This is a genomic window from Sulfitobacter sp. M22, assembly GCF_021736025.1.
Classification (GTDB): Bacteria; Pseudomonadota; Alphaproteobacteria; order Rhodobacterales; family Rhodobacteraceae; genus Sulfitobacter; species Sulfitobacter litoralis.
The window spans coordinates 1-25,297 of sequence record NZ_WMEC01000009.1 but is presented as its reverse complement, the minus strand read 5'-3'; the positions used below and the strand labels follow the sequence as shown (position 1 = coordinate 25,297).

Below are 25,297 nucleotides of genomic sequence, written 5' to 3'. Positions count from 1 at the left end.
CCCCATGGCAGCGCGTAAAAGCTCCCTGCGGGACCTGGCCGCAAAATCCAGGAAGGATGGGTTGGCAGCTGCCAACACCGGTCCAGTGGCCGGCAGGATTGCCGAACTCGATCCTGCTATTGTCCATGCTGGCGGCTTGGAAGATCGCATTGATGTCAGCCAAGAAGAAATCGCCATCTTGGCTGAAAGCCTGCGTACGGCAGGCCAGAAGGTACCCGTATTGGTTCGGCCCCATCCCCTGAGGCCTGGGGAGTACGAGATCGTTGCCGGTCGACGGCGCCTTGCGGCCTGTCAACTTGCAGGCTTGCATGTTCGCGCAGAGATCCAGGATCTCGACGATGCGGCGCTTGTGATGAGCCAGGCAATCGAGAACATTGCCCGGGAAGATCTGACTTACATTGAACGCGCCCGATTGGCCGTGCGTATGATAGATGAGGCACAGCTTGCGCCGACCGACATCGACATCGCCTTCTCGTGTGGAAAGACAGACAGATCAAGGTATCTAAAAATCGGTCGCGGGGTCCCTGATGATATCCTTTCCTTCATAGGGAAGGCTTCAGGGATCGGGCGTCCTCGTTGGGAGAAACTTGTCTCCCACATAGAGACTGACAAGGAGGCTCTGGGGCGTATGCGAGAAGTGTTGGCAGCTGCCAACACGGCGGATGACAACTTAGCTTCCTCTGATGCGCGCTTCACTTTGCTCTTCGATGCGGCTTTCCATACGGAGCCTACCCCTAAGCCTTCAGGGCCCAAGCCTTCTGCAGGTGAAGAGATATGGGTCGCCTCACACAACAAGCCTGTAGGGACAATTAAACGTACCGGCAGTGGTGTGCAGCTTACCCTGCGCGATGCGCCTAAACCTGGGTTTCTTGATTGGCTTGCCAGCAATGGCCAACTTCTGGTCGATCAAATGCTCCGGGAATACGAGGCACAGGTGCCGAGCGATAGTAACGACCCTGTAGACGACAATATGGATAAAACATGAGCCGTAAAATGAAGGTCATCGCTGTCGCCACGCAGAAGGGTGGCGCTGGCAAGAGCACGATTTCTATCCATCTTGCGGTACAGGCGATGCAATCTAAGAAGAATGCTCAGGTCATTCTTCTGGATCTCGACCCCCAAGGGTCTGTGGCTGACTGGGCCAAGCTGCGTGAGCTTGAAGATCCCATCGTATTGCAGGCCATGCCGGGTAATCTCTCCGCATACCTTTCCCAAGCAGAAGATGACGGCGCTGATTACGTGGTGCTTGATACGCCTCCCCATGCTGGAGGCACAATCGACGCCGCGATCCGAGCTGCGGATCTGGTGGTCATTCCCATTCGTCCTGGGCCCTTCGACATCAATGCCGCGGCCGGCACGGTTGAGATCATGCAGCAAACCGGACGCCCCGGTCTTTTTGTGTTGAGCCAGGTGGCCGCCGTCGGCCCTGAAGGCGACGATACAGCAGCTGTCCTTCAAGATCTCTATCCTGATGTACCAGTGGCGAAAGCGCGGCTCGGCCAACGCAAAGCCTTTATGCAGGCCCTGATCTCCGGTCAGGCGATCACTGAGTTCGATCGGCCGAGCTCGAAGGCTGTTGGCGAGATCAAAGCCTTATTTCGTGAAGTCCAAAGCAGACTGCGGTAATCAGCAGCACCCTCAACTTGATTTTTTACGAGGAAGTTCGTATATTGACTAAGAAGATTGGATTTAAGGAGGCCAAGCGACGCGCGATAGAGGCTCTGCGCGACAAGACCTACGAGGTCGAGACGCGTCGTGAGATCGAAACAAAGAATTTGCTCTACTCCAACGCAGTGTCGGAGGAGGAAATCATTGACGTCATCAGTAAGTGCCGCGGTCAGGATCATGAGATGCGACCGCACCACATGGTCAAGACTGTCGACGTTCACATCCTTCGGAAGGAGGACTGGTACATCAAGTTCTACTTCCTCGATCCCAATACCATTTTTATCAGCGTTCACAGGTAGCACGCCATGAAGCTTTACAGTGCCGGGGACAAATCCAAGGCGATCTGCCAATCCTGCCAGGATGTGGTAGAGACCACGTTTCTCTATCGTGATGTCCCGTTTGATGATGGAACCGGGGTTGTGAAAGATATTTTGGCCTCTGTCTGCGATCACTGCGGCGAGGTGGTTGCGATCCCTGCCCAGTCCCTGCCTGCTATCCGGCGGGCGCAGAAGAACGTCGAGGTCTCCCTCGAGGCTCAGGTGCCTGCATCTGATATCGAGGTCCTCGACGCCGCGGCAACCCGCATTTCGGAACGCGCTTCGAAGCGCCATCGCAAGCTTCTTTTGGCTTTCTATGTGCGGAAGATGTCCCAGAACCCGCAGGCCAGAGAAAGACTTAAGCAACTCTTTTCGGAGGCCAAGGCTGCGAAGCCGAAAGTGAATGTTAAGATTCCTCGCAAACGCCTGTCGTTCAAAGTGTCCCGTAATTTTGAGAAGGAGTTCACTGAGCTCACAAAAATATCTGGGCTGAAGAAAACTCAGGTCCTACGCGGTGTCGTTCAAGAGATCCGCTCTGATCTGGTCTATCCGGAGAACCCGGTTTCCTTACCTCAATTGCGCGAAATGGTCGCAACGTTGGAGAGTTAAACCTTCGTTGGCGAGGTGATGTTGGCAGCTGCCAACGTCAGCCAACAAGGACGGTCTCGTCATCTATCATCGGCGTCTGAGAGCCCGCAACGCACATTAAATCCAGATCGAGTGTTGCGATCATGCCCTTGGAAGAAAAGTCTCGCGTGATGGTGCCACCAAGAGAGGAAGAAGCAGTGCTGTCGCACATGCGCGTGCCAAATCCTATACGGTCTGGATCGGCAGAAGGTGGCACAGAGGGGCAGAATTCTTTCCACTGAATGAATAACCGGTCTTCCAACGTTTCCGCTTGGATTGAGAGGCCATCTCCCATTTCTGAAAGCCCTCCATATTTTACGGCGTTTGTAGCGAGCTCAAAAAACACGAGTGAAAGTGGCGTGATCGCGGAAGGGCAAATATGGATTTCGGGTAAATCCATCTGGATCGGCGCGCCCTCGGTGAATGGCTTTAGAAGAGATTGAGTAAGGTCGGCCAGATTAGTGCCTTCGGGCCCATCGCCAGAAGGGTCGCTGACGGCCTTCGAATGAACCGCCGCCAAAGCCTGAAATCTCTGCCGCATTCCCGCAACGAGATCTTCGATGCTATTTGCTTGCCGCGCTGCTATTGAGAGAAGACTCCCGGCGACGGCAAAAGAGTTTCCAACACGGTGGTGCATTTCCCTTAGAAGAAGATGTTGCCGCTCGTCAGCCTCACGCTGCAGCGTGATGTCGCGGGCGATCTTCGATGCACCTACGATATTTCCGTCGTTATCACGTACTGGCGAAACGGTCAGAGAGATCGGAACGAGCGTGCCGTCCTTACGCTTCCTGATGGTTTCAAAATGGGAAATCCGCTCACCTTGGCACAACCGAGCGATAAAACCTGCTTCTTCATCGATACGATCATCGGGGAAAAGCATTGTGATAGGCTGACCTACAGCCTCCTCTGCCTTATAGCCGAAAAGCCGCTCCGCGCCCGGATTCCAGCTTTGGATTACGCTGTCGAGACTCTTTGTAATAATGGCATCATCAGAGCCCTCGATGACGGCAGCCAGGTGCCCCTGGAGATTTCCTACCAAGTTTTTCATTTCAAGCCATGCCCTGTATTTGCGACCGACCAATATTACCAGAAACCTTAACCGAGGCAATAATACTTCAACGAATTGAAATTAAAAGATTATTATCCCTCATAACAAAAAATACCGATATATTTTATGAAGGAAAAGACGTTCTCTGATCGCTTAATCAGCAAGCATTCTGTCGCTTCGAGCGACAAGTAGAGTTACCACTTCATCATCTTGCGTCCTGAAGGATTGCTCGCCCAGCTCTACTTGGTCCGCCCATCCCACATCGAACCAGGTATCACCATCAATCGTGGACATATGTCCGTCATCTTCAGCACCTTCGAAGAGGATGCTATAGGCGCTGCTTTCGCGGTCGAGGGTGTTCTTTGGGAACCATTTCTCATCGATGCTCTTCGAGCGAATAAACCAGCGCCGTCCATCTTTACCATATGCAAGTAAAAGAGATGGGTGGAAATCACTCTCGACCAACCGGTAGGCCATCGCAGTCAAGCTGACGTCGAAATGGGTCGCCATCTCTCTGACCGTTCGCATATTGAGCCTATCAAAGTCGCGGATGGCATCTTTAAGCATGAACTTGGGCATGAGAAGTTCAGCCGCAAAACGGTTTGCTGCAGCCTCCTTCGACAAGCCGCGGGATTTCCCGCTGCCCCCGATATCATCTTTACTGCACATCAGCTGGTGGCCTCTATGCCACTCCCAATGACCGATCTCGTGTGCAAGCGAAAATCTTTGACGACGAGCCATACTACGACTGTCGATAGAAATAATCGCTCGCCCGACATCAGCTCGGCCGGCAATGCAAGCATCGCACCCATCGAGTTCTCGATATTTGACTTTCGCTCCGCTCAGCCAGGCGATGGCCTCAAGATCAATCGCCCCAGGGTCGCTAATCGACAGAGATTTTAACACCTTCTCTGCGGTCCGGGGTTGGTGCGTCATTTGTCAGTCTCGTCCTGATCATCATTCCAAGCGTCATCATCAAACAGCTCATCAAAATCTTCGTCGAGAGCATCCTTGTCTCGCTCAGACAGTTTCTTGCCATTGCGAGCTGCCATCGTGTCTGGAATGAAGCTTTCAGGGCGGGGTTGGCTGTCGCTCCGCTTCATCGGAACAATATTCGTCTTGGATTGATCACGCTCCAAAGCTACGCGCGCGTCTCTTAGGCGCGATACACCTGCCTGAGCAAACGCTGTCTCAAGCCAAGCATCCATTCTTTGAGCAAAGGCAGCTGTATCTTCGCCATCGGCCTTAGCCTCTTCGAGCGCCTCCTCTGGCGTCATCGCCAGAATATCATCGTTGATCGCCTCCTCGAGACGATCGAGCTTCGACATTTTGTCATTCACCATGGATCATACTCTTGAGTTCTGGGTGCGCATTTACTTTCCTTTTGAAACGCTTGCGCACAGTTTCGTAGCGGGTCGTGTCGCCGTCAAAGAGGCTGAGTAAGTCTTGCTTTTCCCAGCCATCCATAATCCCTTCTGCCAAGGCCTCTGCATCATCATCTCCGTCAAACAGCGCCATGACATGCGTCACGATTTCCGTTTCGAGGACGAGGTCTGCTGCACTGGTGTCTTCTGATACAATATTGGCAGCTTTATCGATGTCTCGATCCACATTGCGCCTGAAGCCGATCTTGGATTGCTCTGATACGATGCTCTTCATCACCCCAGAAAGGAATGCATAAAGGTTCAGTCCTTTCGGCCACTTACGTTTTCCTTCAAGCACGCGATAGATGGCATCTTGGAGAACTTCCTCTTCTTCGCCTGGTCGGCCAACACGGCAGCGGTTGCGCGCCAAGCCTCTAAGCTTAATCCACTCTGCTTCAGTCAATGAAAGCGCGGCCTTGAACTCATCGATGGTGTGAAACTGTCGCTGGCTTGTCACCTGATCCATAGGCCGTCCTTGTTCGCTCTATCTGTATATGCGCCCGAGAACCAAAGCGCCGGACAAAAAAGTTCGGCTCGCATGTCCGGGGCGCACGTTCCCAAGCGCATACCATAACGAGGGCCTATTGGCAGGCCTCTGTATCATATGGTGACAAAACGCACGGCAGAGAAAGGCAGCGCATGAACATACCGAAAGACAGACAGATTACCTCTAAAGAGGAGGCCCTCCGGGCCATTGTCCGAGAAATTTCCATCCCGCAAAGCTATGATAAAAAAGCGAGGGATAGGTATCATTCAATAGGGGATTGGCTCGATCGACCAGAGTCTAAGGTTCGTGCGCTGAAGCCGAAGATTTCGGCCCAAGGCTCTTTCGCACTGGGGACTGTTATTCGGCCCATCGGAGATAACGACGCCTATGATGTCGATGTGGTTTGCGAGCTTGAGAATGGTGACCACAATCAGATGTCGCAGGCTGAACTCAAGAGCTTGGTGGGCTTCGAGATCAGGGCCTATGCCACAAAGTACCATATGAACCAAAAACCACAGGACGGACGGCGCTGCTGGACCATGGAGTATGCCGACGAGGCAGATTTCCACATGGATATTCTCCCAAGTATCCCAGGGACAAATAGCTACGTCGCTTCTCTCGTTTCCGCCGGTTACAACCTTGATGGTGTGCACTCGTATACTGATACGGCGATCAGCATCACAGACAAGAAGCATGACGGCTATCACACCCGCGGCTCAGAATGGCTCGTCAGCAATCCCAAGGGATACCTTCGTTGGTTTCGCCTGCGTCAGCGTCAGATTCTCGAGCAGAAGCGCATGCAGATGATGGCTTCTGGCCAAGTCATTGCCTCCGTAGAAGACTTTCCGAACCACAAGGTCCAGACGCCTCTTCAGGATGCAATTAAGCTGCTGAAACGGCATCGGGACGTGATGTTTGATGGCGATGATCACAAGCCGATCTCAATCATCATCGCAACGTTGGCAGCAACATCTTACAATGGAGAGTTGACGATCTCAGACACGCTCCGGAACATTCTCCCGAAAATGCAGCGTACGGTGGAGGAGCTTGGCCCCGTTCCGGTGATTTCGAACCCATCCTATCCAGCGGAAAACTTTGCCGACAAGTGGCAAGAGAAGCCGATCAAGCGCCAGAACTTTGAACGCTGGATCGGGAAAGCACGTCAAGACATCCTTGCCTACTTGGCCGGTAGCCGGTTTGACGCCATTCCTCCTGCCTTCCGTGACAGTATGACGAATGAAACCATCAGTAAGGTGGCTCCGATGATGGCCCTGACAGCGGCGGCTGTGGCTACAAGTGCAGCAGTCGCCGCCGAAGAGGCTGCCGCAGTGCATTCATCTGGAAACCAGACAAAGCCTTGGTACCCCGGTGAGTGATGAGGTGAAAAGCCTTCTGCGTGATGTCAGAGATACCCTCTATGTCGATCAGCCTTTCCTGGATATCTCAATCAAGGATGAGGCGGTCGTCGTTGAGGGTGTCTACCTGCTCTTGGCAAAGCTACCGGCCTATCGTGACCGTGGCCCACTGGCAGAGCACCGTATTCGGATCGAGGTTCCGGCCGACTACCCGCTCACAGAGCCTAAAGTGACGATGCTGGATGACAGCATTCCAAAGCGCGACACCTTCCATTGTTCGCCTACTGGCGTCTGCTGCATCACAGTTTTTGAAACATGGATGGTGACCCAAGAATACCCGACGATCGGTGCCTTCGTAGAGGGACCGCTGAGGAACTTCTTTCTAAGTCAGCTGCTCCGACAAAAAGGTGAGGCTTGGCCATTCGATGAATGGGATCACGGCGCCGACGGCTGGATTGATGCGGTGGCTGAATTCATGGGGTGTCGGGCAAGGAAGACCGAGGTGCAGAACGTCCTGACACAGAGAATTAGCAATGACCTGCTGGATATGGATGCCCCTTGCCCGTGCGGCGCCGGGCTCACAGCAACGCAGTGTTGTGGGGCCACACTTGAAAAATTCTGGTCCCAGGTAAGCCCAGAGACGGCCGAGACTTGGCTGCGTCGGTTGATTGACCTGACGCCTATGCCGTCACCCCGCGAGATACAAAAACGAATTCATAAAAACCGGCCTTTTAGGCGCGTGCATTGAGGAAAAATATGAGCAAGAACGGAACTCGAAACTTGGGTGAGAAAACCAGGCGGATCGTGTGGGCACAATCTGCTGGAAGGTGTCAGTTTGAGAACTGCAACGAACCACTGATTGGCCATCTGGTGTCCGGCAACCTTGGTGCGAACAAGGGCTATGTCGCCCATATCATCGCAGATAGCGTGAAGGGCCCCAGAGGGGACGAGAAGCTGTCTCCAATGCTGGCAAATGACTATACCAATGTGATGCTGCTCTGCGATGCTTGTCATCGTCAGATCGACCGCGAAAATCCAGACGCCTATTCGGCAGATCGACTTCGACAGATGAAGCGTGATCATGAAGCCTGGGTCGACATGGTTTTGTCCGCAGGTCCGAACAGCCGATCACACATACTCCAGTTTAGCGCGCCGATCGGCCCAAATGAGACGGCGGTTCCTTTTGATGATTGCGTGACGGCCATCTTGCCAGAACGGACACCTGCCGAGGCGAGGCCTATCGAGATCAAAGTTAAAGGTATGCACTACAAGGATACCGACCCTACATACTGGATCGTTCAGCCTGAGGTCCTCCGCGCCGACTTCGCATCCAAGATTCATGGTCGCTTCGAGGATAGCGATATCCGCCACCTTTCCGTGTTCGGCCTTGCTCCGATCCCTTTGCTGATGGAACTGGGGCGGCTGCTCTCTGACATCTCGATCGCCGATGTCTACGAACTCCAGAGAGAACCCGCGCAGTGGTCTTGGCCAGAAAATCGTGAAGAGGTTCACTTCACCCGACACCGTGGTGCACCTGGCCCCAAGAAGGTTGCTCTGAAGTTGTCCATAACCAACGAAGTCAGCGACGCGGCTGTAGTGGAGGCTTTAGGGCCGGACGTGTCGATCTGGGAAATCAGTAGCGACCTGCACCGCGCCGGGATTATCAGGCACAAAGCCGATCTCGAACGTTTCCGGGAGATCGTTCGACGCACGTTCGATGAGATACAGAACCAGCATGGCAGTGATGTCGAACTGTCTGTCTTTCCGGCCACTCCTGTATCGTGCTCAGTCGAGTTTGGGCGCGTATGGCAGCCCAAAGCGCAGCCGAGCTTCGATGTCTTCGACCGCGTACCAGATCACGGCTTTGTCCGGAGGCTTCGGATTAAGTCATAGATCATGTTTGACAAGTTAAGGGCCTTCCCTGAGCTTGGAGCTAAGAGCCGGGCCTGTATTTTAGGACAAATTTTAGATCGGAAAGGCGGAAAATTGAGCGCTATCAATCATTTTCAAACGTACTCGCAGCGCGAGAACCACGTAACCAACAACACCATGCTGATGTTGAAACATGTTTATCGAACATCTCCTCGTCTGTTAGAGGATGTCCTCCAATCTCTGCTGGATGAGGATGAGGTTGAAATCGGCCCGCGCTTTGAACAGCAAGTTGGTGAGGCATATTCAATCCCTGATGCTGTGCTCAGTCAGAAACCACTGCATATTTACGTAGAGGCAAAACGCGGCGACGGCCTTTACGACGATCAGTTAGAGCGCCATATGCGCTCAATCTCTGAAAGAAGACACCCAGAGAGCTCAGCTTTCCTGATTGGCTTAACGAACAACAGTACCAATGTTGACGACGACGAGCGATGGAAACAGCGGGCTCTTGAGCACGGTATCACCTTTGCTGCCACAACCTACCGAGAACTACTTGAGGCACTTGATACGGCCTGTTCCAATAATCCAGATCTGCGAGAGATTTTAGACGATTACCAAGCATTTATCGGCGGAGAAAACCTTCTCCCTGATCAGCACCGCAAGATGGTGGCGATGCTTTGCGGGCAATCTTGGCGTGAAAATATTGAGCATGGTGTATACTTTGAGCCTGCGCACCGAAACCCAAAATGGACCCGAGCCCACTTTCTCGGGGTCTATCGTCAAAAGAAAATCAGCCATGTGGGGCGGGTAGTTGCTGCGGCCATATGCCGTAAAGAAGACGACAACCTGATTGTCGAAGTCGAAGAGTTCGGGACGCTCAGTACTGAGCACAGGAGCCGCATCCAAAATATCATCCGTGCAGCAGAGACTTACTTTAAGGGTTTTGCCGCAGATGCGCACAGGTACTACCTGGTTGACCGTTTCGAAGAGACCGATGTGCGCAAAGCCTCTCCGGGTGGGATGATGGGCCATCGCTACTTCGATATTGCTGAACTCGCAGGGCTCGAAGATGTTGAGCAAAACGCCTCATCAGCAGATATGGCTGAAAGACTGACAGGAGCAACATACCGATAAGAAGTATCTTTATCGGCAGCATATTGGATGCCTGTAACCCATTTTCTGACATAACCAATATGGGGATGCATCCGGGAGACATTAGAATGCTTATCAATGGTATAAGATTTGATATGGACTGGCGTCAGGGCGCCAGTCCTCGCGAGATGCTCCCTAAGAGATATGGCATCTACTGCAATGTAGTTTGGCCAGTCAGGGGCATACGCATAGGAATAGCCAAGAATATATGGGCGCGTCATGGAGGACACGCCAGCTGGATGCGCTCTATGCGCAAAGGAGTAAGCGCACGCTCAACCCGATCTGGCCCACTGGCCGACCACGCAAAGGACTGGGGCGATCTTGGTCTTGAGACATTTGCCCTCTCCACTGACCCTCGACTGGAAGACGATCAGATTAGATATGAATGTGAAACAGAGCTACATCGGTGGGCAGAAGAGCAGTCCTTGTGGAAAAACTTCAATGGAGAGAAGTGGAAGCCCAAAAACTACGGCATGCCGGTCTTGGATGAAGTTGCTGCGGCCCGATCCATGGGTGTCGATCTGAACTGGACCCTGCAATAACTCGCATTAGACAACCCTGCCGAGTTTCCAGAGCAGAAGTTCAGTAGGGTTCGAGCTAAGTCACAGAGTGTCTCTGAGATTGCTCCGGCATCCGGTCAAAACCGAGGATCGTGATCCAAGTTGCAGTATTGCGCTACTTCATTAGCATATGCGTTGAAGCCTGCCTCACCGCCACCCCAATCGAAAAAATATAGGGCGTTACCACAGCGAAATCCGAAGTTTGCGTAGTATGCATGCCTCAAGTTTTCACCGCTAACTTCAGCGTAAGCCAAAATTCCTACACTTACTGCAACCACAGCTCCAATGATGGCAAAATACATCTTGAAGAGCACACCGTTCATTTGAAATCACACATGCTTCTTGCAGCCAACGTCAGTTTGCCCACTGCGATTTCCAGTTCTCTGAGCGTGATGCCTGAAGCTTCCTGCAAGAATACAGCCGCTTCCACATCTTGCTCATTCATATTGTTGGCAGCGATGTCGCGTCTAAACGAAGGTGCAAGAACTCTTATCGTATCCCGGGTGGCATTGATGTGGTGACCAGCGCGCAAGGTAACTTCCCGCATCGGGTCGCAGAGGTCCTGCCCAACTTGAGCCGCTGGAATGGCATCACATAGCTCTCTCCTGTCGGGCCCACAGATGTCATCCGAGCCAATCTTAGGATGTATCATACGAGGCGCGTACCTCTTTAGGCATTCCTCTCCCTTGATGTCCGAATAGGTGTCAGCAACCCTTTTCTGTTCAACAGGGTCAATCTCTCGAGAATAGGACCAAACCTCTTCTTCTATCTTTTGAAAAAACCGATAGCTCCGCGAACCAGGCACGGCTTCGCGAAAGGCCATTTTCCAATGGGCGTACTGTCGCGCTTCTTCCCCGCGCGGAATGCCGTGTTGGCGTGCTTCCATTAGACGGTAGGCAGACACACTATCTCTGACGCATTCGGTTCGAGCATCCATGGAAGGCTCTGTGAAGGCGGTAATATCCGCTTTCAGACTGCGGTTTTCCATAATCACGTAACCTAAGGCACCAAAGCCAGCTACGACCGGCAATGCGGCCAAAATGATCAAAAATGTTCTTTTCATAAAGTTTCTCCAGATACAGCTTGAGTATCTGACGCATGACCTTGACGGAAATATGTCTCACCGCTGACCTAATAAACAGTCGTTTGGCCTCTCGTGAGCGCCAACACCGCAAAGGAGTATTTTTAGGCAATCATGGCTCTGCTATTGATGGGCGCGAGATCATAAGGCGACATGCAAGCTCGCGATCTCCCCATCGGGCGGCGAACGCATCGTCGGTCGAGAACCAGCCCCCATCATCACCCTGCCCGTGGTTTGCTCCCATACAGGAGCATTGGCACTCATGACCCGATGCGTTCATGCAGGCGGGCGCACAGATCTCCTGTTCCTGATATGGCTGGATGACATAGATACGGCCCCAACGGCGAAGGCTGCGGTTTACCAGATCATTGAACCACGCTTTGGGTATTTCCCAGCATGTCAGGCTCGCATTCCAACTGGGGCGAAGGCGGCGACCGTCTCGAAGCCAGGCGTAGTTGCCTTCCGCATAGGGCAACCTGACCCTTACCTGTTCACCCTTCCCATCACGGCGAAGGACTACGGGAACGCTCTTCTGGCTCCAGACTTCCTTTAGGCGGTGGGGATCATGCATCGACATTCTGCATATCTAACGCCACCGAGGTTTAGCGTCCAAGATGAATGCTGTTGGCAGATGCCAACTTTTGCAGAAGTCAGATTAATCGGCCGGTGATGCCGTTTGTCTGTCTTTCGTTATCTGGCGGCGGATGCTCCAGTGCGAGTGGCGCATATCCGGTGGGGCGCTACATGGGGTCTGCTCCGGCTCAGTGCAAAATCCTACGCTAAGAAATATTTTTCCCTGACGCTGGCACCCTTTTGCGGAATTTACATTTAGACATGAGCTGAGATGCACGACTTCGCTATCTGAGAGCCTATTTTACATCCGTTTCACAAACCTGCGTTTGTGAAAGCCGCCATTCGCTGCGCTGCGCATAAAATCACACAGTGCGGACTTTACGGACCTTCGCTGCGGACGCTTAGTTTCCGCCGCGATTGCGAAGACCTCAGAGAGGAAGGGCGGAATACGGAGACGCTGTCAGCCGACATTCAGCCGATGTAGTAACCGCGCGCTATTCTGCGCTGCCGCAGCCCCGCTTGAATTGAGAGCGCGGCAACAAACTGCAGAAGTGGTTCCCGGGGAACGGGGACAGATATATTCTTTCCGGCTTGGAAACGCAGCGACTATAACAACCGTTAGGGACGCTTAGGCCTAAACAAAAAGGCAAGTCTAATAGCCGGTCTTCGTGGCTTATCCAGCTATATCCGACGCGCCCCATGCAGCGCGTTAACCAGCAGCGCCTTAGGCGATCGGCTCGGACCCCTCATAGGCAAAATAGGAGGGGCAAACAGTCCCCGATCCACGCTTGGAGGGTGGGGCAGCACGGTAGACTATCACAACCAAGCTGTTTTACTTTTGGTTTCTAACGGCGCGCCGCATTGCCCTGTAAGCAGGACTGGAGAGTTCAAAATCGTCCGGCAAGCCCCATTTGGAGCGATAAGCTTCCGGCGTCATATCGTGCTTTTGGCTAATATGGCGACGCAGAACATTCAGCTCTTCACCGCATTCCAAGCAGGTGATGTGGCGGGGGTCACTCTGCTCATCCTCCTCTATCTGCTCATCGGTCACCAAGCTACGAGCTGTCGGGAGGCAAATTGTAAAGTGGGTTCCTTCACCAAGTTCACTCGAAAGGGATAACGTGCCCCCCAGCAAATCGACTTCACGCTTGATGATGTTCATGCCGAGCCCAGTCCCGCCACCTTCGCGCGCAGTTTGCGGGTCATGGCCTTCAAACTCATCAAAAAGCCTGCTTTGCAGATTGGGTCCTATACCGAGGCCAGTATCGCTTACGCGAAGAATGACGAAGTCTTCTTGCGAAGTAGCTTCAACTGTCACCTGGACTTCGCCATCGGCTGTGAATTTAATCGCATTTGATACAAGCTGTTCCATCACGTTTGTGAGAATGGCGACATCGAACAAGAAGATTGTATTGGCGTTGGCTTGGTTATTGAATGTTAGGGCGATCCCCTTGGAACGAGCCGCCTTGAGGTTTCTGGCGACGACATCTTCGATCACGTTGATAAGATCAAAAGATTCTGCCGCAATGGAAGCGGTAGCCGTGTCCAGCTCCGTGATGCGAACCAGATCCTCCGTAAGCGCGAGCAAACGAGACGTATTCCGCTCAATTACCTCCACTAAGTTACGAGCTTTATCGTCTGCTGAGATAGCACTAAGAAGACGCGCGGCTCCAGAAATTGCGCTTAAAGGCGTCCGGACTTCATGGTTCGCATGCGACAGAAAACTTGCTCGGGTTCGAGCCGCTTTCTCTGCAAAAAGTTTAGCCCTTGCTCGATCTCTTACTGCTGAAGCCAGATAAAACTGGTCGTCAGCAATTGAAGCCAGGCGTATCAATAGTTCCACGTCTTGCTCAGACCACTCTCGTGGACGTTGATCTGAGCAGCAAAGCGCACCAATCGGTTTGCCGCGCTCGCCGTGAAACGGAACGCCGAGATAGCTGACGACGCCGTAATCCTCTATTGCAGGATTGTGCATGTGAAGTGGATGCTCTCGAGCATCGGTCAATAGCAACGTCGAACGGCTGTCTCGCACATGTTTGCAGAAGGAATGGCTCAACGGCGTCGCACGGCTCTGCTGCAGCTCATCCGGGACACCAACGGCTGATTTCAACAGTTGTCGACCACCTGCATCGTCAATGACCGTGAGAAGCGAAACCGGTACACCTAAGAGCCGCGAGGCCAAACTGGTGATTTTATCAAACCGGAAATCAAATTCAGAAAACGGCATGCTGAGCCCCGACAGGGCCATCGTGTTATAGTTCATGAAGGTGTCTTTCTGACAGCGTGGGCGTTCGAGCACATCGCCCGTAGACGCAATGCGAGAGAAAAGATGAAGTCCGCAGTTAGGGGCGAGGGACTGACGAAACAATGCTGAATTCACTGGGGATGAATGAAATTGCTGCGGTGCAGCGAATAAATGCTGAGACACAAGCTTGCTTTCAGCGGAAGTTGGCCTAAGTCGGCAACGTCTGAAACGCGGGGCGGGGGAGATAGGACGCGTTTCAGAGCTGATTTAAATGAACGGCATTTTGATCCTGCACATTCGTCGTCCAGCCTAAGAATGCTGCGTGACGCACAGACGGCTGGTTCGGTGACGCCTCTCTACGGAGATTCCCCTGGCTTTGAAGTTTTCCTTAGGGCGGGTCGCAACAAGATGGATTTTTGCACACGCAAAATCCTGAGGGGCGGCAGACCTCCGCCCCCCACGAGGTCAGTATGGGCTCGGACCGGACATCAGCCCATAGCAGAACGGATCGACATCTGAACGTCGTTGGCGTGCGGTTGCTGCCGTTCGCCAACCCAGAACTGACCTTCGTACATCCGGCAGCGGTCGGCGGGACTGAGCCCTGTATGGACATCGGCGTATTCTCCGAAAAGTATTGGCTTCTGGGATGAACGCTTCGGAGCAGTCCGCACAATCATGGAGCGTTGAGCGTGCAGTTCTTATTCCGCTAACGAGAAGGCGAAGACTGCGGAGTCCACTGCGGAGCCCCTCGGAATTGCTTCATATCGTCCGTCTTCGACTGACCTGACGACAAAGCAGTTTTTTCGCAAGCCGTAGGTGTCGCTCCACCACTCCAGTTCGTAGCATATAGCGCCATCAGTAATGGCCCGCTGTCCGCACAGTCCTTGTCATCAGAAGACGTACGGACGCAAAGCTCATTATTTGTCTGCCAAGTCCATACGCCCCAGCCATTTTCAGTCACCCAGACTTTGCCGTCGACTATTTCTCGCAAAGAGTCGTCACTGACATTTTCGGCATGCGCCGAGCTCCAAACTCCCACAACACTTGCAAAAAGAATGGCTGTCACGCGGTGTAACGACGGTATGATGGTGCCAATTCTGGTTACAGACCCGGTGGCTACCCTCGGTGGTGACATGACGTCCTCCCTGACCGCCCGATGCAAGATTCAGTGTATCACAACTTTGCCTACTTTAGTAGTGAGGTAGGGAGAATTGGATTTCCAACAATCAGCAAGTAGCAGAGCAGCAGTCCACCATCTTCTCGTGCCTTGACGGGGGTACATCCACCTAAATCTAACGTCTGCTTAGTCCCGCAACCTGTGTCCCGCAACCTGTGAATTCGACGGCTGATCCATGCTGCGACATGCACAGATGGCCGCTTTCCACGCTGCGCAACGGCATCCATTTTTTCGCTAACGCGACATTTTTTGTGCTGCGAGCGCCCGCAGCGCGAAAATCGAATTCACAGTGTGGGCTCTGAACTGCCGTTCGCTGTATCGAGAAGGAACGACCGGTTTTGCTTAGACCAGATGAGCGTTTTGCGGCGGTAATGCCGCAGATGTGGTTTTCTTGGCGAACATGAAACTGTTCGGGAGAAACACCAATGACGAACGCACTTTACGTTGGCCTGGATGTCCACAGGGACACGATCGCCGTTGCTGTGGCAGAGGAAGGTCGCCGCGGTGAGATCCGGTTTTTCGGCACAATTGCCAACAAGGCGGATTCTGTTTTGCGTCTAACCAAGCAGCTTACGGCGTCGGGTAAGGTGCCGACCTTTTGCTATGAGGCCGGCCCTTGTGGTTATGGCCTGCACCGTCACCTGACCAAGCTCGGATTCGAAAGCGCGGTTGTCGCGCCCGCGATGATCCCTCGCAAGGCTGGAGATCGGGTCAAAACGGATCGGCGCGACGCGGAGATGCTCGCAAGGCTGTGGCGTGCAGGCGAACTGACGCCAATCTGGACGCCTGATGAAGAGCAGGAAGCCATGCGCGATCTGATCCGTACGCGTAAACAAGCGATGGATGCAGTGAAGGTTGCCAAGCAGCAACTGCTCAGCTTCCTTCTACGTCACGGGCTCCGATACGAGAATGGCAGCTATTGGACAAAACGACATCGTCGGTGGCTGGCCGAATTGCGCCGCTTCCGGTTGACCCACCAGCAGCTGGCCTTTGAGGAATTGAAACGCGCGGTCGATCAGGCCGAGGCCCGTGTGGCCACTCTGGATCAGGCGGTTGATGAAGCGGTTCAGACCTGGCGTTTTGCCCCTGTAGTTGATGCCCTGCGTGCGCTGCGCGGCGTGAACACGATCATCGCAGCGACCGTAGTGGCCGAGATTGGCGACATGACCCGCTTTGAGAACCCGCGCCAGCTGATGGCGTGGCTCGGGCTTGTGCCAAGTGAGCATTCCAGTGGCAGCACGACGCGGCGTGGCCGCCTGACGAAGACCGGGAATGCTCTGGCCCGAACGATGCTGGTGGAAGCGGGCTGGTCCTATCGCCACCCGCCCAAGGAAGGGCAGCCGTATCTCAAGCGATCCGCGCACCTGCCGCAGGAGATCAAGGATATCGGCTGGAAGGCGCAGACCCGTCTTTGCAAGCGGTTCCGCCACCTCTCGAACACCGGCAAACCCCAGCCCCGTGTGCTTGCCGCCATCGCGCGAGAGCTCGCGGGCTTTGTATGGGACATCGCCCGCAAGACGCCACTAACAGCGTGACGTAACGGTCCAGACTGCCTGTGCAGTACGCTGGAGATGGCGGCCAATGATAGGGAAATCCTCGGACTACGTTGGGAAACATATCCGTCCTTAGAGAGAGGCGCTCCCGCATCGAACCAGGTCAGGCGGGAACCAATCCGCGGATGAGAGCATGATAACCATCGGTTCGGCCCACCGTCTCCAGCGCCTGTACAGGCTACATCTTTGACTAACCCGTGTCAGCGGGGTAGTCTTCTCGTGTCAGAAAACCTGAAAACGCTCATGAGAACGTAGGATTTAGCACTGAGCCGGAGCAGACCCCTACATGCTTGACCACGCTCCTTGGCTTTCAGTCTCGCGTCATGGTGACCAAATCGAGATAGCCAACAAGAGTTGGGGATCTGTGCTATAATATTGGCCAGATCACATTGTCGGCGTGAGAATGCCTCACAGGCCTGTTGGGGGAGAGTACATGGATAGCATTTCTTCAAAATTGATCGTTGAGATCTCGCTGATGGTCATCAGTTTGGGGGTTATTGTAGTGAGCCTCCTCTCTCTACGACTTACGCGAGAAGCGCCAAAATCTAAGATCGACGTCGATGCCGCGATTCGAAATGCCCCCTACCACCTACTTGAAGAGGCTGGGATCCGCGTTACCCCTCCCTCTTCCTCAAAGGAAAGTGCTCAGTGACCGGGTAACATTTTCTCTAAAAATATAAAATAAGGGGTTGAAACTGCTTTCAGGGGGTGTATGTATTATTCAGCAGGAAGGAAAATCAAATGAAAAAGACAAAGCACATGGATGCCCGGATGAACCAAAGAGGCATCACACAAGAACTGGTCGATCTGGCGCTTGAATATGGCGAACCCGTCGGAGACAAGACCATCTTGGGACGGAAGCAATGCCATGAGATACTGACAAACCTGCAGCGTGAGATGAAGGTGCTGCAAAAAGTCATGAGCAAAGGTGGAATTACCGTAGTCTCTGCCGGAGAAGAACTCATCACGACCTATCGCACTGACAGTTACTCATCAGTTGCTGCAAGAAAATAAGGGGCTGAAATAAAATGAAGAGCAAATACGCCGATGTCTGGCGCGCACTTGATGGGGTCTCCGGGTACGTTCGGCAATCCGAATTGCCGAACGTACTCCTTGCGGACATATCTCAGAGCATGGGGATGGAGCTTGAACATTCCGGCTTGGCTTCCAACGCGCTGATGTCTCTTCGTGAAAATGACGATGGCTACTACGCCTTACAGGAGGCGCGTTCCCGGTTTCTTGCAATCCCCAACTCCGAGAAGCTTGCGGCTATAGATGAAATGATGGGTGTCTATCAGAGCCGGGAGACTGGGTTCTGGATTGGATATTTGCCTGCCAAGCGCATCACCGAGCTTGCCGGCACTCCAGGCACTGTGCGCTGCGCATTCACCAGCTCTCTGCACCCTGCACTGATGATGGCCTCCAAAGGGTCGACTGTACGTTTTGTAGATCGTCATTCTGAGGTCTGCGACATGGCCAAGATGATGGCTTTCATTTTGGAAGTTCCTCTTCAAGTCGTGATGGCTGAGCCCTTTAACAGGGTCGCTGATGAGGCATACGACGCAGAAATTATCATGGCTCCGTTCGGCTCTAAAATTCATTCGTCCGCCGAGCTAAGCTTGGAAGCATTGGATATCCTTGGCCGTGATGACGGACCTCGACGCCTAAGTGGCGAAGCTGTGGCTCTCGCAGATGCTCAAGTATCGCCGACTGATACCGTGATTGTATCTGTCGCCAGTAGTGCAATGTTCCGAGGTGTGGGTGTAGAGCCTATTGCGCGGGAAGCGCTCGTAGAATCCGGTCGCCTCAAAGCCATCCTGTCAGTTCCGGCTGGAATGCTCTTCCATGCCTCCAGCATCGCCAGTGACATCCTTGTCTTAGGACCAAAACGAAGCGCAAGTGACACTGTTCGCTTTGTTAATCTTGGATCTCCTCAGTTTGCAGGGAAGACCGTTCGGGGCAGGCCTGAAGTCAAACCCGAGAGCTCTTGGCTTGAGGCAATCTCACATCCCTCTCATCAGGATGATGAGGCCATTGCTGAGGCCTCTATCTCTGAGATCCGGGATAAGGACTACATCCTAAGCTTGGACCGATATGTTATTCCACCTGCAGTGGCTGCCCTGGAGCGGTTTCTGGACAACAGAGAGACTCTCCCGCTTGCGGAAGTGGTCGAACTCATCCGGCCAGTATCTATCGGCAAAGGGGATGATGGCGATGTCATTATTCGTGAAGCAGCACCTGCTGACATTGGAGACAATGACTTCTTGCCTCTTCCCAAGAAAGAGCTTCTGCTCGATCGGCCTCAACTCAGGAAAGCTCGCGCACAGCGGCTTCAGCCGGGCGATGTGATCCTTTCCGTGAAAGGGACAATTGGCACGGCCGCTTTGGTCCCAAGTGATGTTCCAATGGAAGATGACAGCCACTTCTGGACTGCCGGCCAATCATTCATGATCCTTCGCCCGAAGAAGAGTAAGGTTTCCGGGGTCGCTCTTCTTGAGTTTCTCTCAAGCGATGCAGTGAAAACATCCCTGCGCTCGCTTGCTGTGGGAGCCGCAATCCAAACCATTGCCATCAAGGACCTCAAAGAGTTCCAGGTTCCGGTTCCCTCTGACGAAGAGAAAGCGGCTATCGAGGCAGCCTTCCAAAAGCGACAAGATAAGCGAGCCCAAGTTCGGCTGCTTCTTGAGGATATTGACCGTGAGCGAGACGCATCATGGCCTCACGACGCACTTCAAGGATGGCAGGGGTAAGCGTTTCTGCATTTCCTCGGCAAATCTTCTTCGTTCATCCCGGTCTGGACCAATATCCTAAGAGACCAAACAAATTCACATATCAATATATTCAGGGCCTATGACCAACACAAACAGCAACAACGCAACGCTCGCAGACTTCATCTGGAAGAATGCCGATGTCCTCTGGGGCAATTTCAAACACGTTGATTTCGGTAAAGTTATTCTGCCTTTTACCCTGCTTCGACGTCTTGAGTGCGTTCTTGAGCCTACCAGGACACAGGTTGCATCAACTCATCAAGCGATGGCCAATCAGGGCGTCGACATGGACCTCATTTTGCCTCCAATCACGGGCTACCCCTTTTACAATACCTCCAACTATGACTTGGGAAGCCTTGGGGCGACCCGGACCCGCCAAAACCTGGAAGATTACATTTCCAGTTTTTCAGCTAATGCTCGAGTGATCTTTGAGCAGTTTGACTTTGCCAACACAATTGCGCGGATGGATCGCGGCGGTGTTCTTTACAAGATTTGCCAAAACTTCGCAGCGATCGATATGCACCCGAACACCGTTCCTGAGCGGACGATGTCGAACGTCTACGAGCATCTAATTCGCAAATTTGGCGCCGAAGTAAACGAAGCTGCAGAAGACTTTATGACACCGCGCGATGTGGTTCATCTTGCAATTGAGCTTTTGCTTGCCCCAGACGAGAAAATTTTTGTCAACAATCCTGGTCTCATTACGACACTCTATGATCCGACAATCGGTACCAGTGGCTTCATTTCGGACGGTATGGAGCACGTTGACACATTGCGGGACCGCTACGGCAATGCGCCGACGATCATACCATACGGCCAGGAACTCGAGCCTGAGACTCATGCGGTTGCTCTGGCGTCGATGCTCTTGAAGACGATCCCGTCTGACCCCGGCCGGGATCTGTCACAGAACATCAAGCTCGGCAGCACCCTGTCAAACGATCAGCTGGCGAACGAAAAGTTCAACTACTGCGTCTCAAATCCACCGTTCGGTAAGAAGTGGGAAATGGATCAAAAGGATGTGGTCAAAGAGCACACGGAACAGAAGTTTGAAGGCCGGTTCGGCCCAAAGCTGCCCCGTGTCAGCGACGGCTCAATGCTTTTTTTGCTGCATCTCCTGAGCAAGCTTGAGGACCCGGAGAAAGGTGGCGGCCGCGCGGCCATCGTTCTGTCCGGCTCTCCTCTCTTCAACGGCAGTGCCGGGCAGGGGGAATCTGAGATCCGCCGGCATCTACTGGAGAACGATGTGGTCGAGGCCATCATTGCGCTGCCGCAGGAAATCTTCTTCCGCACCGGCATCGGCACCTACATCTGGATTCTGTCGAACAAGAAGCCCGAACATCGGAAGGGCAAGGTGCAGCTGATCAATGCGACCGAGATGTACGAACCTCTCCGCAAGAGCGAGGGCAACAAGCGGCGCAAGATCAGTGATGATCAGATCCGCGAGATCGTAGCCATGTATTCGGACTGCGAGCCGTCAAAGCAGAGCTTGATTATGGACGCGCAAGACTTCGGCTATCGCCGGATCAAGGTTCTGCGCCCTCTGCGCAAGAAGATCGTCATCTCTGACGAAGGCTTCGAGAAGCTGGCTGAAGAGAAGGCTTGGGCCAAGCGCTCCGAGGAGCAGCAGTCGGCTTGGACTGACCTTTTGCGCGAAGAAATGAATTCGGAGCATGATTGGCACTGGGTCGAGTCCTTTGCCAAGGATGCGGCCAAGAAGGATACGGCACTCGGTAAGCTTGACGCAGCACTGATCAAGTCATTGCGGGCTGCCTTCGGTGTGCGCGATCCTGAATTAAAGCCTGTAATCGATAAAAAGGGCAAGGTCACCCCTGATGACGATATGACCGACTTTGAGAATGTGCCGCTTGCGACTGACATTCAAGACTACCTCGCCACCGAGGTTCTGCCCCACGCCGAAGACGCATACATCGACGAGACCTACAAGGATGAGGCTGATGAAGGCGTCGGGATCGTCGGATACGAGATCAACTTCAACCGGTACTTCTATGAATATCAGCCGCCACGCGATCTGGAAGAGATCGATGCGGAGCTGAATGCGGTGGAAGAACGCATTGCGGCTATGCTTGCAGAGGTGACAGAATGAGCAAGGCACGCGACTTTCTTGAAGATTTTGTTGGCACGTCTCTTTGGGATACCGTTCCAGCAAAGCATCTTTTTCGTTATGAAAAAAGCCCGAACACCGGAATGAAGGAAAGTCACAGGTTGGCTTTGACTATGCGTGGCGTAATAGATCGATCGCTTGAAGATAACGAAGGTCTACAGTCGTCAGACTATGGTTCTTATCAGATATTCGAGAAGGGCGACCTCGCATTCAAGCTGATTGATCTTCAGAACATCAAGACGAGCCGCGTTGGTCTCGTTCCCCGGCGCGGGATTATGAGCCCTGCCTACATTCGGCTGACAAGGAAGTCAGATAAAGTCCTTCCGGAATTCTACTACTGGTACTTCTATGCCGCCTACTTAGGTAATATTTTTAATGGCCTCGGAGGAGGTATTCGACAGAACCTAAACCAATCAGAATTGCTTGAGTTTCCGGTTCCAAACATTGATGCCTTGGAGCAAGCGAACATTGCCAAGTTCCTCGACCGCGAAACCCGCCGCATCGACGATCTGATCTCTGAGAAGAACAGCTTCATCACTCTGCTGCGGGAAAAACGGGTAGCTGAGATTACACGAGCCGTCACCAAGGGACTCGATGTGGATACGCCGCTAAAGCCATCCGGGCAGGACTGGCTGGGCGACGTGCCCACGCATTGGCATATCAAGAAAGCCAAGCATCTCTTTAATAACATGGCCCGCCCTGTCGAAGAAGATGATGGCATCATCACCGCATTTAGGGATGGACAAGTCTGCCTGAGATCAAAACGACGAACGGGCGGATACACTTTCGCGGAAAAAGAGGTGGGGTATCAGCGCATACATGAGGGCGATCTCGTAATCCATACGATGGATGCTTTTGCAGGTGCGGTGGGTGTGTCAGAGGATACAGGCAAGGCCACCGGAGAATATGCTGTCTGCACGCCCCGCGATAACAACGTAAACTGCCACTATTTCGCAATGGTGTTGCGGTGCATGGCGCTTCGAAACTACATCTTTATTCTCTGTCCGTCGGTGCGCGAGCGTGCCCCGCGATTTCGCTTTATCCGCTTCGCACCTGTTCCGTTGCCGGTCCCTCCCCGCGAGGAGCAAGATAGGATCATGGAGGCCATCGACCGCGAAACCGCTCGTATCGACGGCCTTATCCGTGAGACGCAACGCAGCATCGAGTTGCTCAAAGAGAAGCGATCCGCTCTCATCACTGCCGCTGTCACCGGTAAAATCGACGTAAGGAGCGCGGCATGAGCGACCTGCATCACGAAAAGCACCTCGAAGCCTACATAGTTCAGAAGCTCACCGAGCAGGGTTGGCTCTTGGGCTCCTCCGCCGGCTACGATCAGGATCACGCCCTCTATCCCGAGGACATCGAGGAATGGCTGAAGGCTACCCAGCCGTCCAAATGGGAGAGGCTCGTCGCCATGAATGGCGACAAAGCTCGCAAAGTCCTCATGGATCGCCTCGAAAAGGCTCTGGAAAAGAATGGCCCCATTCATGTCCTGCGTCGCGGCTTCGCCATCGCGGGATGCGGGCAAATCGATATGTCCGAGGCTGCCCCTGAAGACCAACGAAACCAAAAGATCATCGACCGCTACGCCGCCAACCGGCTCCGCGTCGTGCCGCAGCTCAAATATAAACACGGACATCAGGATGCGATTGATCTGGGCTTCTTTCTGAACGGCCTTCCAGTCGCCACCGTCGAACTGAAGACCGACTTCACTCAATCGGCTGAAACCGCGAAACTGCAGTATATTGAGGACCGGCTCCCCGTTGAGCCGAGAACTAAGCGTAAGCATCCCCTTCTCACCTTCAAACGCGGCGCCATCGTGCATTTTGCCATGTCAGACAGCGAGATCTGGATGACGACGAAGCTTGCCGGCGAAAACACCTTCTTCCTGCCCTTCAATCAGGGGCATGAGGGGCGTAGCGGAAACCCTCCGCGAGATGACGGTGAATACCCTGTCGCCTACTTCTGGGAAAAGATCTGCCAGCCCGACGCATGGCTTCGCATCTTCCACAGCTTTGTCTATGTCGAAAAGAAAGATGTGGTGGACCTAAAAGGGAAATGGTCCGTCAAGGAAACCCAAATCTTCCCCCGCTACCACCAGCTTGATGCCGTCAATCAAATGACCGCGGATGCCAAGAAAAACGGGCCCGGTCTGGCCTACTTGTGCGAACACAGCGCCGGCTCTGGAAAGACATCAACCATCGCCTGGACGGCCCATGATCTGGTCAAAATGCGAAAGGATGATGGCAAGTCTATCTTCGATACCGTTATCATCGTTACCGATCGAAACGTCCTTGATAGCCAGCTGCAGGACGCAGTTCAGCAGATTGATCACCAGGAAGGCTTGATCGCAGCCATTGACCGGGAAAACTCTTCAAAGCCTAAAAACCAGCAGCTTACTGAAGCTATTTTGAAAGGCACTCCGATTATCGTTGTGACCATTCAAACATTCCCACATGCGATGGAGGCCATCCTCACGGAATCCTCTTTGAAGGATCGCGGGTTCGCAGTCATTATCGACGAAGCGCACACTTCCCAAACCGGAAGCACGGCCTCCAAGCTGCAGGCAACTCTGGCCATGTCATCCAACAGGGATATGGCCGGCATGACCGTCGAGCAGCTGCTCGAAGAGATCCAGAAGAGCCGCGTGAGGCCATCAAACATCTCGCATTTTGCCTTCACTGCGACCCCCAAGCATTCCACCATGATGCTTTTCGGCCGTCGGCCGGATCCTTCTCAGCCCACCGGCGAAGGCAACCTGCCGGCCTCATTCCACAAGTATGAGATGAGACAGGCCATTGACGAAGGCTTCATCATGGACGTCCTTCAAGGCTACCTCCCCTACAAGACCGCCTTCAATCTCGGCAAGAGAATGGTCGATGAAAAGCGCGTTGATGGAAAATCGGCAAAGCGGGCCCTCGCTCGGTGGATGAATCTGCACCCGACGAACGTGACTCAAAAGGTGCGGTTCATCATGGAGCATTTCTCAAAGAACGTAGCTCACCTCCTTGATGGCAATGCCAAGGCTATGGTTGTGACCAGCTCGAGGCCGGCGGCGGTCAGATATAAGAAAGCCTTCGACGCCTTCATTGAGGCCAATCCTCAATACAAAGAAATTCGTGCTTTGGTCGCCTTCTCCGGCAAGCTGTCGGGAAAAGATATCATGCACTCCGATGATGATCGCATTTCCGGCGAAGCCTTCGTTTGCGATGAAGATGCTGAATTCAGTGAAGCCAACATGAATCCCAACATCAAAGGACAGGATCTT

Annotated in this window: 23 protein-coding genes and 1 pseudogene; 17 read left to right on the top strand and 7 right to left on the bottom strand. The window is 53.4% G+C overall.

What is annotated here, in order from left to right:
* Position 1: 1 nt before the first annotated feature.
* From repB to GLP52_RS19360, 4 genes and pseudogenes are all read left to right on the top strand, one after another.
* Positions 2-985, top strand: a pseudogene (gene repB, locus GLP52_RS19375) (plasmid partitioning protein RepB); the annotation flags it as partial.
* Entirely contained in the window at positions 982-1,626 is a 645-nt protein-coding gene (locus GLP52_RS19370; RefSeq protein WP_237274060.1) for an AAA family ATPase, read from the top strand. The pseudogene repB and the gene GLP52_RS19370, both read left to right, overlap by 4 nt.
* Positions 1,627-1,670: 44 nt before the next feature.
* Entirely contained in the window at positions 1,671-1,967 is a 297-nt protein-coding gene (locus tag GLP52_RS19365; RefSeq protein ID WP_237274059.1) for a hypothetical protein, read from the top strand.
* Between the two features lie 6 nt (positions 1,968-1,973).
* Positions 1,974-2,594 (top strand): hypothetical protein, encoded by a 621-nt coding sequence (locus GLP52_RS19360; RefSeq protein WP_237274058.1) that lies wholly within the window; start codon positions 1,974-1,976, stop codon positions 2,592-2,594.
* A 37-nt stretch (positions 2,595-2,631) separates the two neighbouring features.
* Here the strand turns inward: GLP52_RS19360 and GLP52_RS19355 are convergent, their stop codons facing one another.
* The 4 genes from GLP52_RS19355 to GLP52_RS19340 form a co-directional block, all read right to left on the bottom strand.
* Positions 2,632-3,660: a sensor histidine kinase gene (locus GLP52_RS19355; RefSeq protein ID WP_237274057.1), complete on the bottom strand. Its 1,029-nt coding sequence runs from the start codon at positions 3,658-3,660 to the stop codon at positions 2,632-2,634.
* 153 nt (positions 3,661-3,813) lie between these two features.
* Positions 3,814-4,596, bottom strand: coding sequence for an ImmA/IrrE family metallo-endopeptidase (locus GLP52_RS19350; protein ID WP_237274056.1), 783 nt, complete (start codon positions 4,594-4,596; stop codon positions 3,814-3,816).
* Positions 4,593-4,988 (bottom strand): hypothetical protein, encoded by a 396-nt coding sequence (locus GLP52_RS19345; RefSeq protein WP_237274055.1) that lies wholly within the window; start codon positions 4,986-4,988, stop codon positions 4,593-4,595. Before GLP52_RS19345 ends, GLP52_RS19350 begins: the two co-directional genes overlap by 4 nt.
* A gap of 4 nt (positions 4,989-4,992) precedes the next feature.
* Positions 4,993-5,550 carry a hypothetical protein gene (locus GLP52_RS19340; protein ID WP_237274054.1) on the bottom strand — a complete coding sequence of 186 codons (558 nt, stop codon included), beginning with the start codon at positions 5,548-5,550 and terminating at the stop codon, positions 4,993-4,995.
* 173 nt (positions 5,551-5,723) lie between these two features.
* Between GLP52_RS19340 and GLP52_RS19335 the strand changes: the two genes are divergently transcribed.
* The 5 genes from GLP52_RS19335 to GLP52_RS19315 all read left to right on the top strand — a co-directional run bounded on the left by GLP52_RS19335 (position 5,724) and on the right by GLP52_RS19315 (position 10,492).
* Entirely contained in the window at positions 5,724-6,947 is a 1,224-nt protein-coding gene (locus tag GLP52_RS19335) for a nucleotidyltransferase domain-containing protein (RefSeq protein WP_237274053.1), read from the top strand.
* Complete coding sequence (locus GLP52_RS19330; protein ID WP_237274052.1) at positions 6,940-7,674, top strand: hypothetical protein; 735 nt, start codon at positions 6,940-6,942, stop codon at positions 7,672-7,674. The genes GLP52_RS19335 and GLP52_RS19330 overlap by 8 nt, the downstream gene beginning before the upstream one ends.
* Positions 7,675-7,682: 8 nt before the next feature.
* Positions 7,683-8,819, top strand: coding sequence for an HNH endonuclease (locus GLP52_RS19325; RefSeq protein WP_237274051.1), 1,137 nt, complete (start codon positions 7,683-7,685; stop codon positions 8,817-8,819).
* Positions 8,820-8,822: 3 nt separating this feature from the next.
* Positions 8,823-9,932 carry a PD-(D/E)XK nuclease family protein gene (locus GLP52_RS19320; protein WP_237274050.1) on the top strand — a complete coding sequence of 370 codons (1,110 nt, stop codon included), beginning with the start codon at positions 8,823-8,825 and terminating at the stop codon, positions 9,930-9,932.
* 266 nt (positions 9,933-10,198) lie between these two features.
* A complete protein-coding gene (locus tag GLP52_RS19315) occupies positions 10,199-10,492 on the top strand; it encodes a hypothetical protein (RefSeq protein WP_237274049.1) in 294 nt (97 codons plus the stop codon).
* Positions 10,493-10,587: 95 nt separating this feature from the next.
* Here the strand turns inward: GLP52_RS19315 and GLP52_RS19310 are convergent, their stop codons facing one another.
* From GLP52_RS19310 to GLP52_RS19300, 3 genes are all read right to left on the bottom strand, one after another.
* Positions 10,588-10,833, bottom strand: a complete 246-nt coding sequence (locus GLP52_RS19310; RefSeq protein ID WP_237274048.1) for a hypothetical protein — start codon at positions 10,831-10,833, stop codon at positions 10,588-10,590.
* Positions 10,830-11,573: a hypothetical protein gene (locus tag GLP52_RS19305; RefSeq protein ID WP_237274047.1), complete on the bottom strand. Its 744-nt coding sequence runs from the start codon at positions 11,571-11,573 to the stop codon at positions 10,830-10,832. Before GLP52_RS19305 ends, GLP52_RS19310 begins: the two co-directional genes overlap by 4 nt.
* Positions 11,574-12,996: 1,423 nt before the next feature.
* Positions 12,997-14,427 carry an ATP-binding protein gene (locus tag GLP52_RS19300; protein ID WP_237274046.1) on the bottom strand — a complete coding sequence of 477 codons (1,431 nt, stop codon included), beginning with the start codon at positions 14,425-14,427 and terminating at the stop codon, positions 12,997-12,999.
* Positions 14,428-14,825: 398 nt separating this feature from the next.
* Here GLP52_RS19300 and GLP52_RS19295 point away from each other — a divergent pair, with 398 nt between their 5' ends.
* The 8 genes from GLP52_RS19295 to GLP52_RS19260 form a co-directional block, all read left to right on the top strand.
* Positions 14,826-15,059 (top strand): hypothetical protein, encoded by a 234-nt coding sequence (locus GLP52_RS19295; RefSeq protein WP_237274045.1) that lies wholly within the window; start codon positions 14,826-14,828, stop codon positions 15,057-15,059.
* A 952-nt stretch (positions 15,060-16,011) separates the two neighbouring features.
* Entirely contained in the window at positions 16,012-17,121 is a 1,110-nt protein-coding gene (locus tag GLP52_RS19290) for an IS110 family transposase (protein ID WP_096873665.1), read from the top strand.
* Between the two features lie 451 nt (positions 17,122-17,572).
* Positions 17,573-17,791, top strand: coding sequence for a hypothetical protein (locus tag GLP52_RS19285; RefSeq protein WP_237274044.1), 219 nt, complete (start codon positions 17,573-17,575; stop codon positions 17,789-17,791).
* A gap of 89 nt (positions 17,792-17,880) precedes the next feature.
* Positions 17,881-18,153 carry a DUF4258 domain-containing protein gene (locus GLP52_RS19280; RefSeq protein WP_237274043.1) on the top strand — a complete coding sequence of 91 codons (273 nt, stop codon included), beginning with the start codon at positions 17,881-17,883 and terminating at the stop codon, positions 18,151-18,153.
* A gap of 14 nt (positions 18,154-18,167) precedes the next feature.
* Positions 18,168-19,889, top strand: a complete 1,722-nt coding sequence (locus tag GLP52_RS19275; RefSeq protein ID WP_237274042.1) for an N-6 DNA methylase — start codon at positions 18,168-18,170, stop codon at positions 19,887-19,889.
* A gap of 100 nt (positions 19,890-19,989) precedes the next feature.
* The gene (locus tag GLP52_RS19270) at positions 19,990-22,011 is read left to right on the top strand and encodes a type I restriction-modification system subunit M (RefSeq protein WP_237274041.1); all 2,022 of its coding nucleotides are present in this window, start codon (positions 19,990-19,992) and stop codon (positions 22,009-22,011) included.
* On the top strand, positions 22,008-23,270 hold the full coding sequence (locus GLP52_RS19265) for a restriction endonuclease subunit S (protein WP_237274040.1): 1,263 nt from the start codon (positions 22,008-22,010) through the stop codon (positions 23,268-23,270). The genes GLP52_RS19270 and GLP52_RS19265 overlap by 4 nt, the downstream gene beginning before the upstream one ends.
* Positions 23,267-25,297, top strand: a 2,031-nt coding sequence (locus tag GLP52_RS19260) for a DEAD/DEAH box helicase family protein (protein WP_237274039.1), incomplete at its 3' end; no start/stop codon positions are given. The genes GLP52_RS19265 and GLP52_RS19260, both read left to right, overlap by 4 nt.

Coding starts and splice junctions, on each gene's coding strand:
- GLP52_RS19370 (WP_237274060.1), top strand. CDS start 982: ATGAGCCGTAAAATGAAGGTCATCGCTGTCGCCACGCAGAAGGGTGGC.
- GLP52_RS19360 (WP_237274058.1), top strand. CDS start 1,974: ATGAAGCTTTACAGTGCCGGGGACAAATCCAAGGCGATCTGCCAATCC.
- GLP52_RS19355 (WP_237274057.1), bottom strand. CDS start 3,660: ATGAAAAACTTGGTAGGAAATCTCCAGGGGCACCTGGCTGCCGTCATC.
- GLP52_RS19350 (WP_237274056.1), bottom strand. CDS start 4,596: ATGACGCACCAACCCCGGACCGCAGAGAAGGTGTTAAAATCTCTGTCG.
- GLP52_RS19345 (WP_237274055.1), bottom strand. CDS start 4,988: ATGTCGAAGCTCGATCGTCTCGAGGAGGCGATCAACGATGATATTCTG.
- GLP52_RS19340 (WP_237274054.1), bottom strand. CDS start 5,550: ATGGATCAGGTGACAAGCCAGCGACAGTTTCACACCATCGATGAGTTC.
- GLP52_RS19335 (WP_237274053.1), top strand. CDS start 5,724: ATGAACATACCGAAAGACAGACAGATTACCTCTAAAGAGGAGGCCCTC.
- GLP52_RS19325 (WP_237274051.1), top strand. CDS start 7,683: ATGAGCAAGAACGGAACTCGAAACTTGGGTGAGAAAACCAGGCGGATC.
- GLP52_RS19320 (WP_237274050.1), top strand. CDS start 8,823: ATGTTTGACAAGTTAAGGGCCTTCCCTGAGCTTGGAGCTAAGAGCCGG.
- GLP52_RS19315 (WP_237274049.1), top strand. CDS start 10,199: ATGCGCAAAGGAGTAAGCGCACGCTCAACCCGATCTGGCCCACTGGCC.
- GLP52_RS19310 (WP_237274048.1), bottom strand. CDS start 10,833: ATGAACGGTGTGCTCTTCAAGATGTATTTTGCCATCATTGGAGCTGTG.
- GLP52_RS19305 (WP_237274047.1), bottom strand. CDS start 11,573: ATGAAAAGAACATTTTTGATCATTTTGGCCGCATTGCCGGTCGTAGCT.
- GLP52_RS19300 (WP_237274046.1), bottom strand. CDS start 14,427: ATGAACTATAACACGATGGCCCTGTCGGGGCTCAGCATGCCGTTTTCT.
- GLP52_RS19290 (WP_096873665.1), top strand. CDS start 16,012: ATGACGAACGCACTTTACGTTGGCCTGGATGTCCACAGGGACACGATC.
- GLP52_RS19285 (WP_237274044.1), top strand. CDS start 17,573: ATGGATAGCATTTCTTCAAAATTGATCGTTGAGATCTCGCTGATGGTC.
- GLP52_RS19280 (WP_237274043.1), top strand. CDS start 17,881: ATGAAAAAGACAAAGCACATGGATGCCCGGATGAACCAAAGAGGCATC.
- GLP52_RS19275 (WP_237274042.1), top strand. CDS start 18,168: ATGAAGAGCAAATACGCCGATGTCTGGCGCGCACTTGATGGGGTCTCC.
- GLP52_RS19270 (WP_237274041.1), top strand. CDS start 19,990: ATGACCAACACAAACAGCAACAACGCAACGCTCGCAGACTTCATCTGG.
- GLP52_RS19265 (WP_237274040.1), top strand. CDS start 22,008: ATGAGCAAGGCACGCGACTTTCTTGAAGATTTTGTTGGCACGTCTCTT.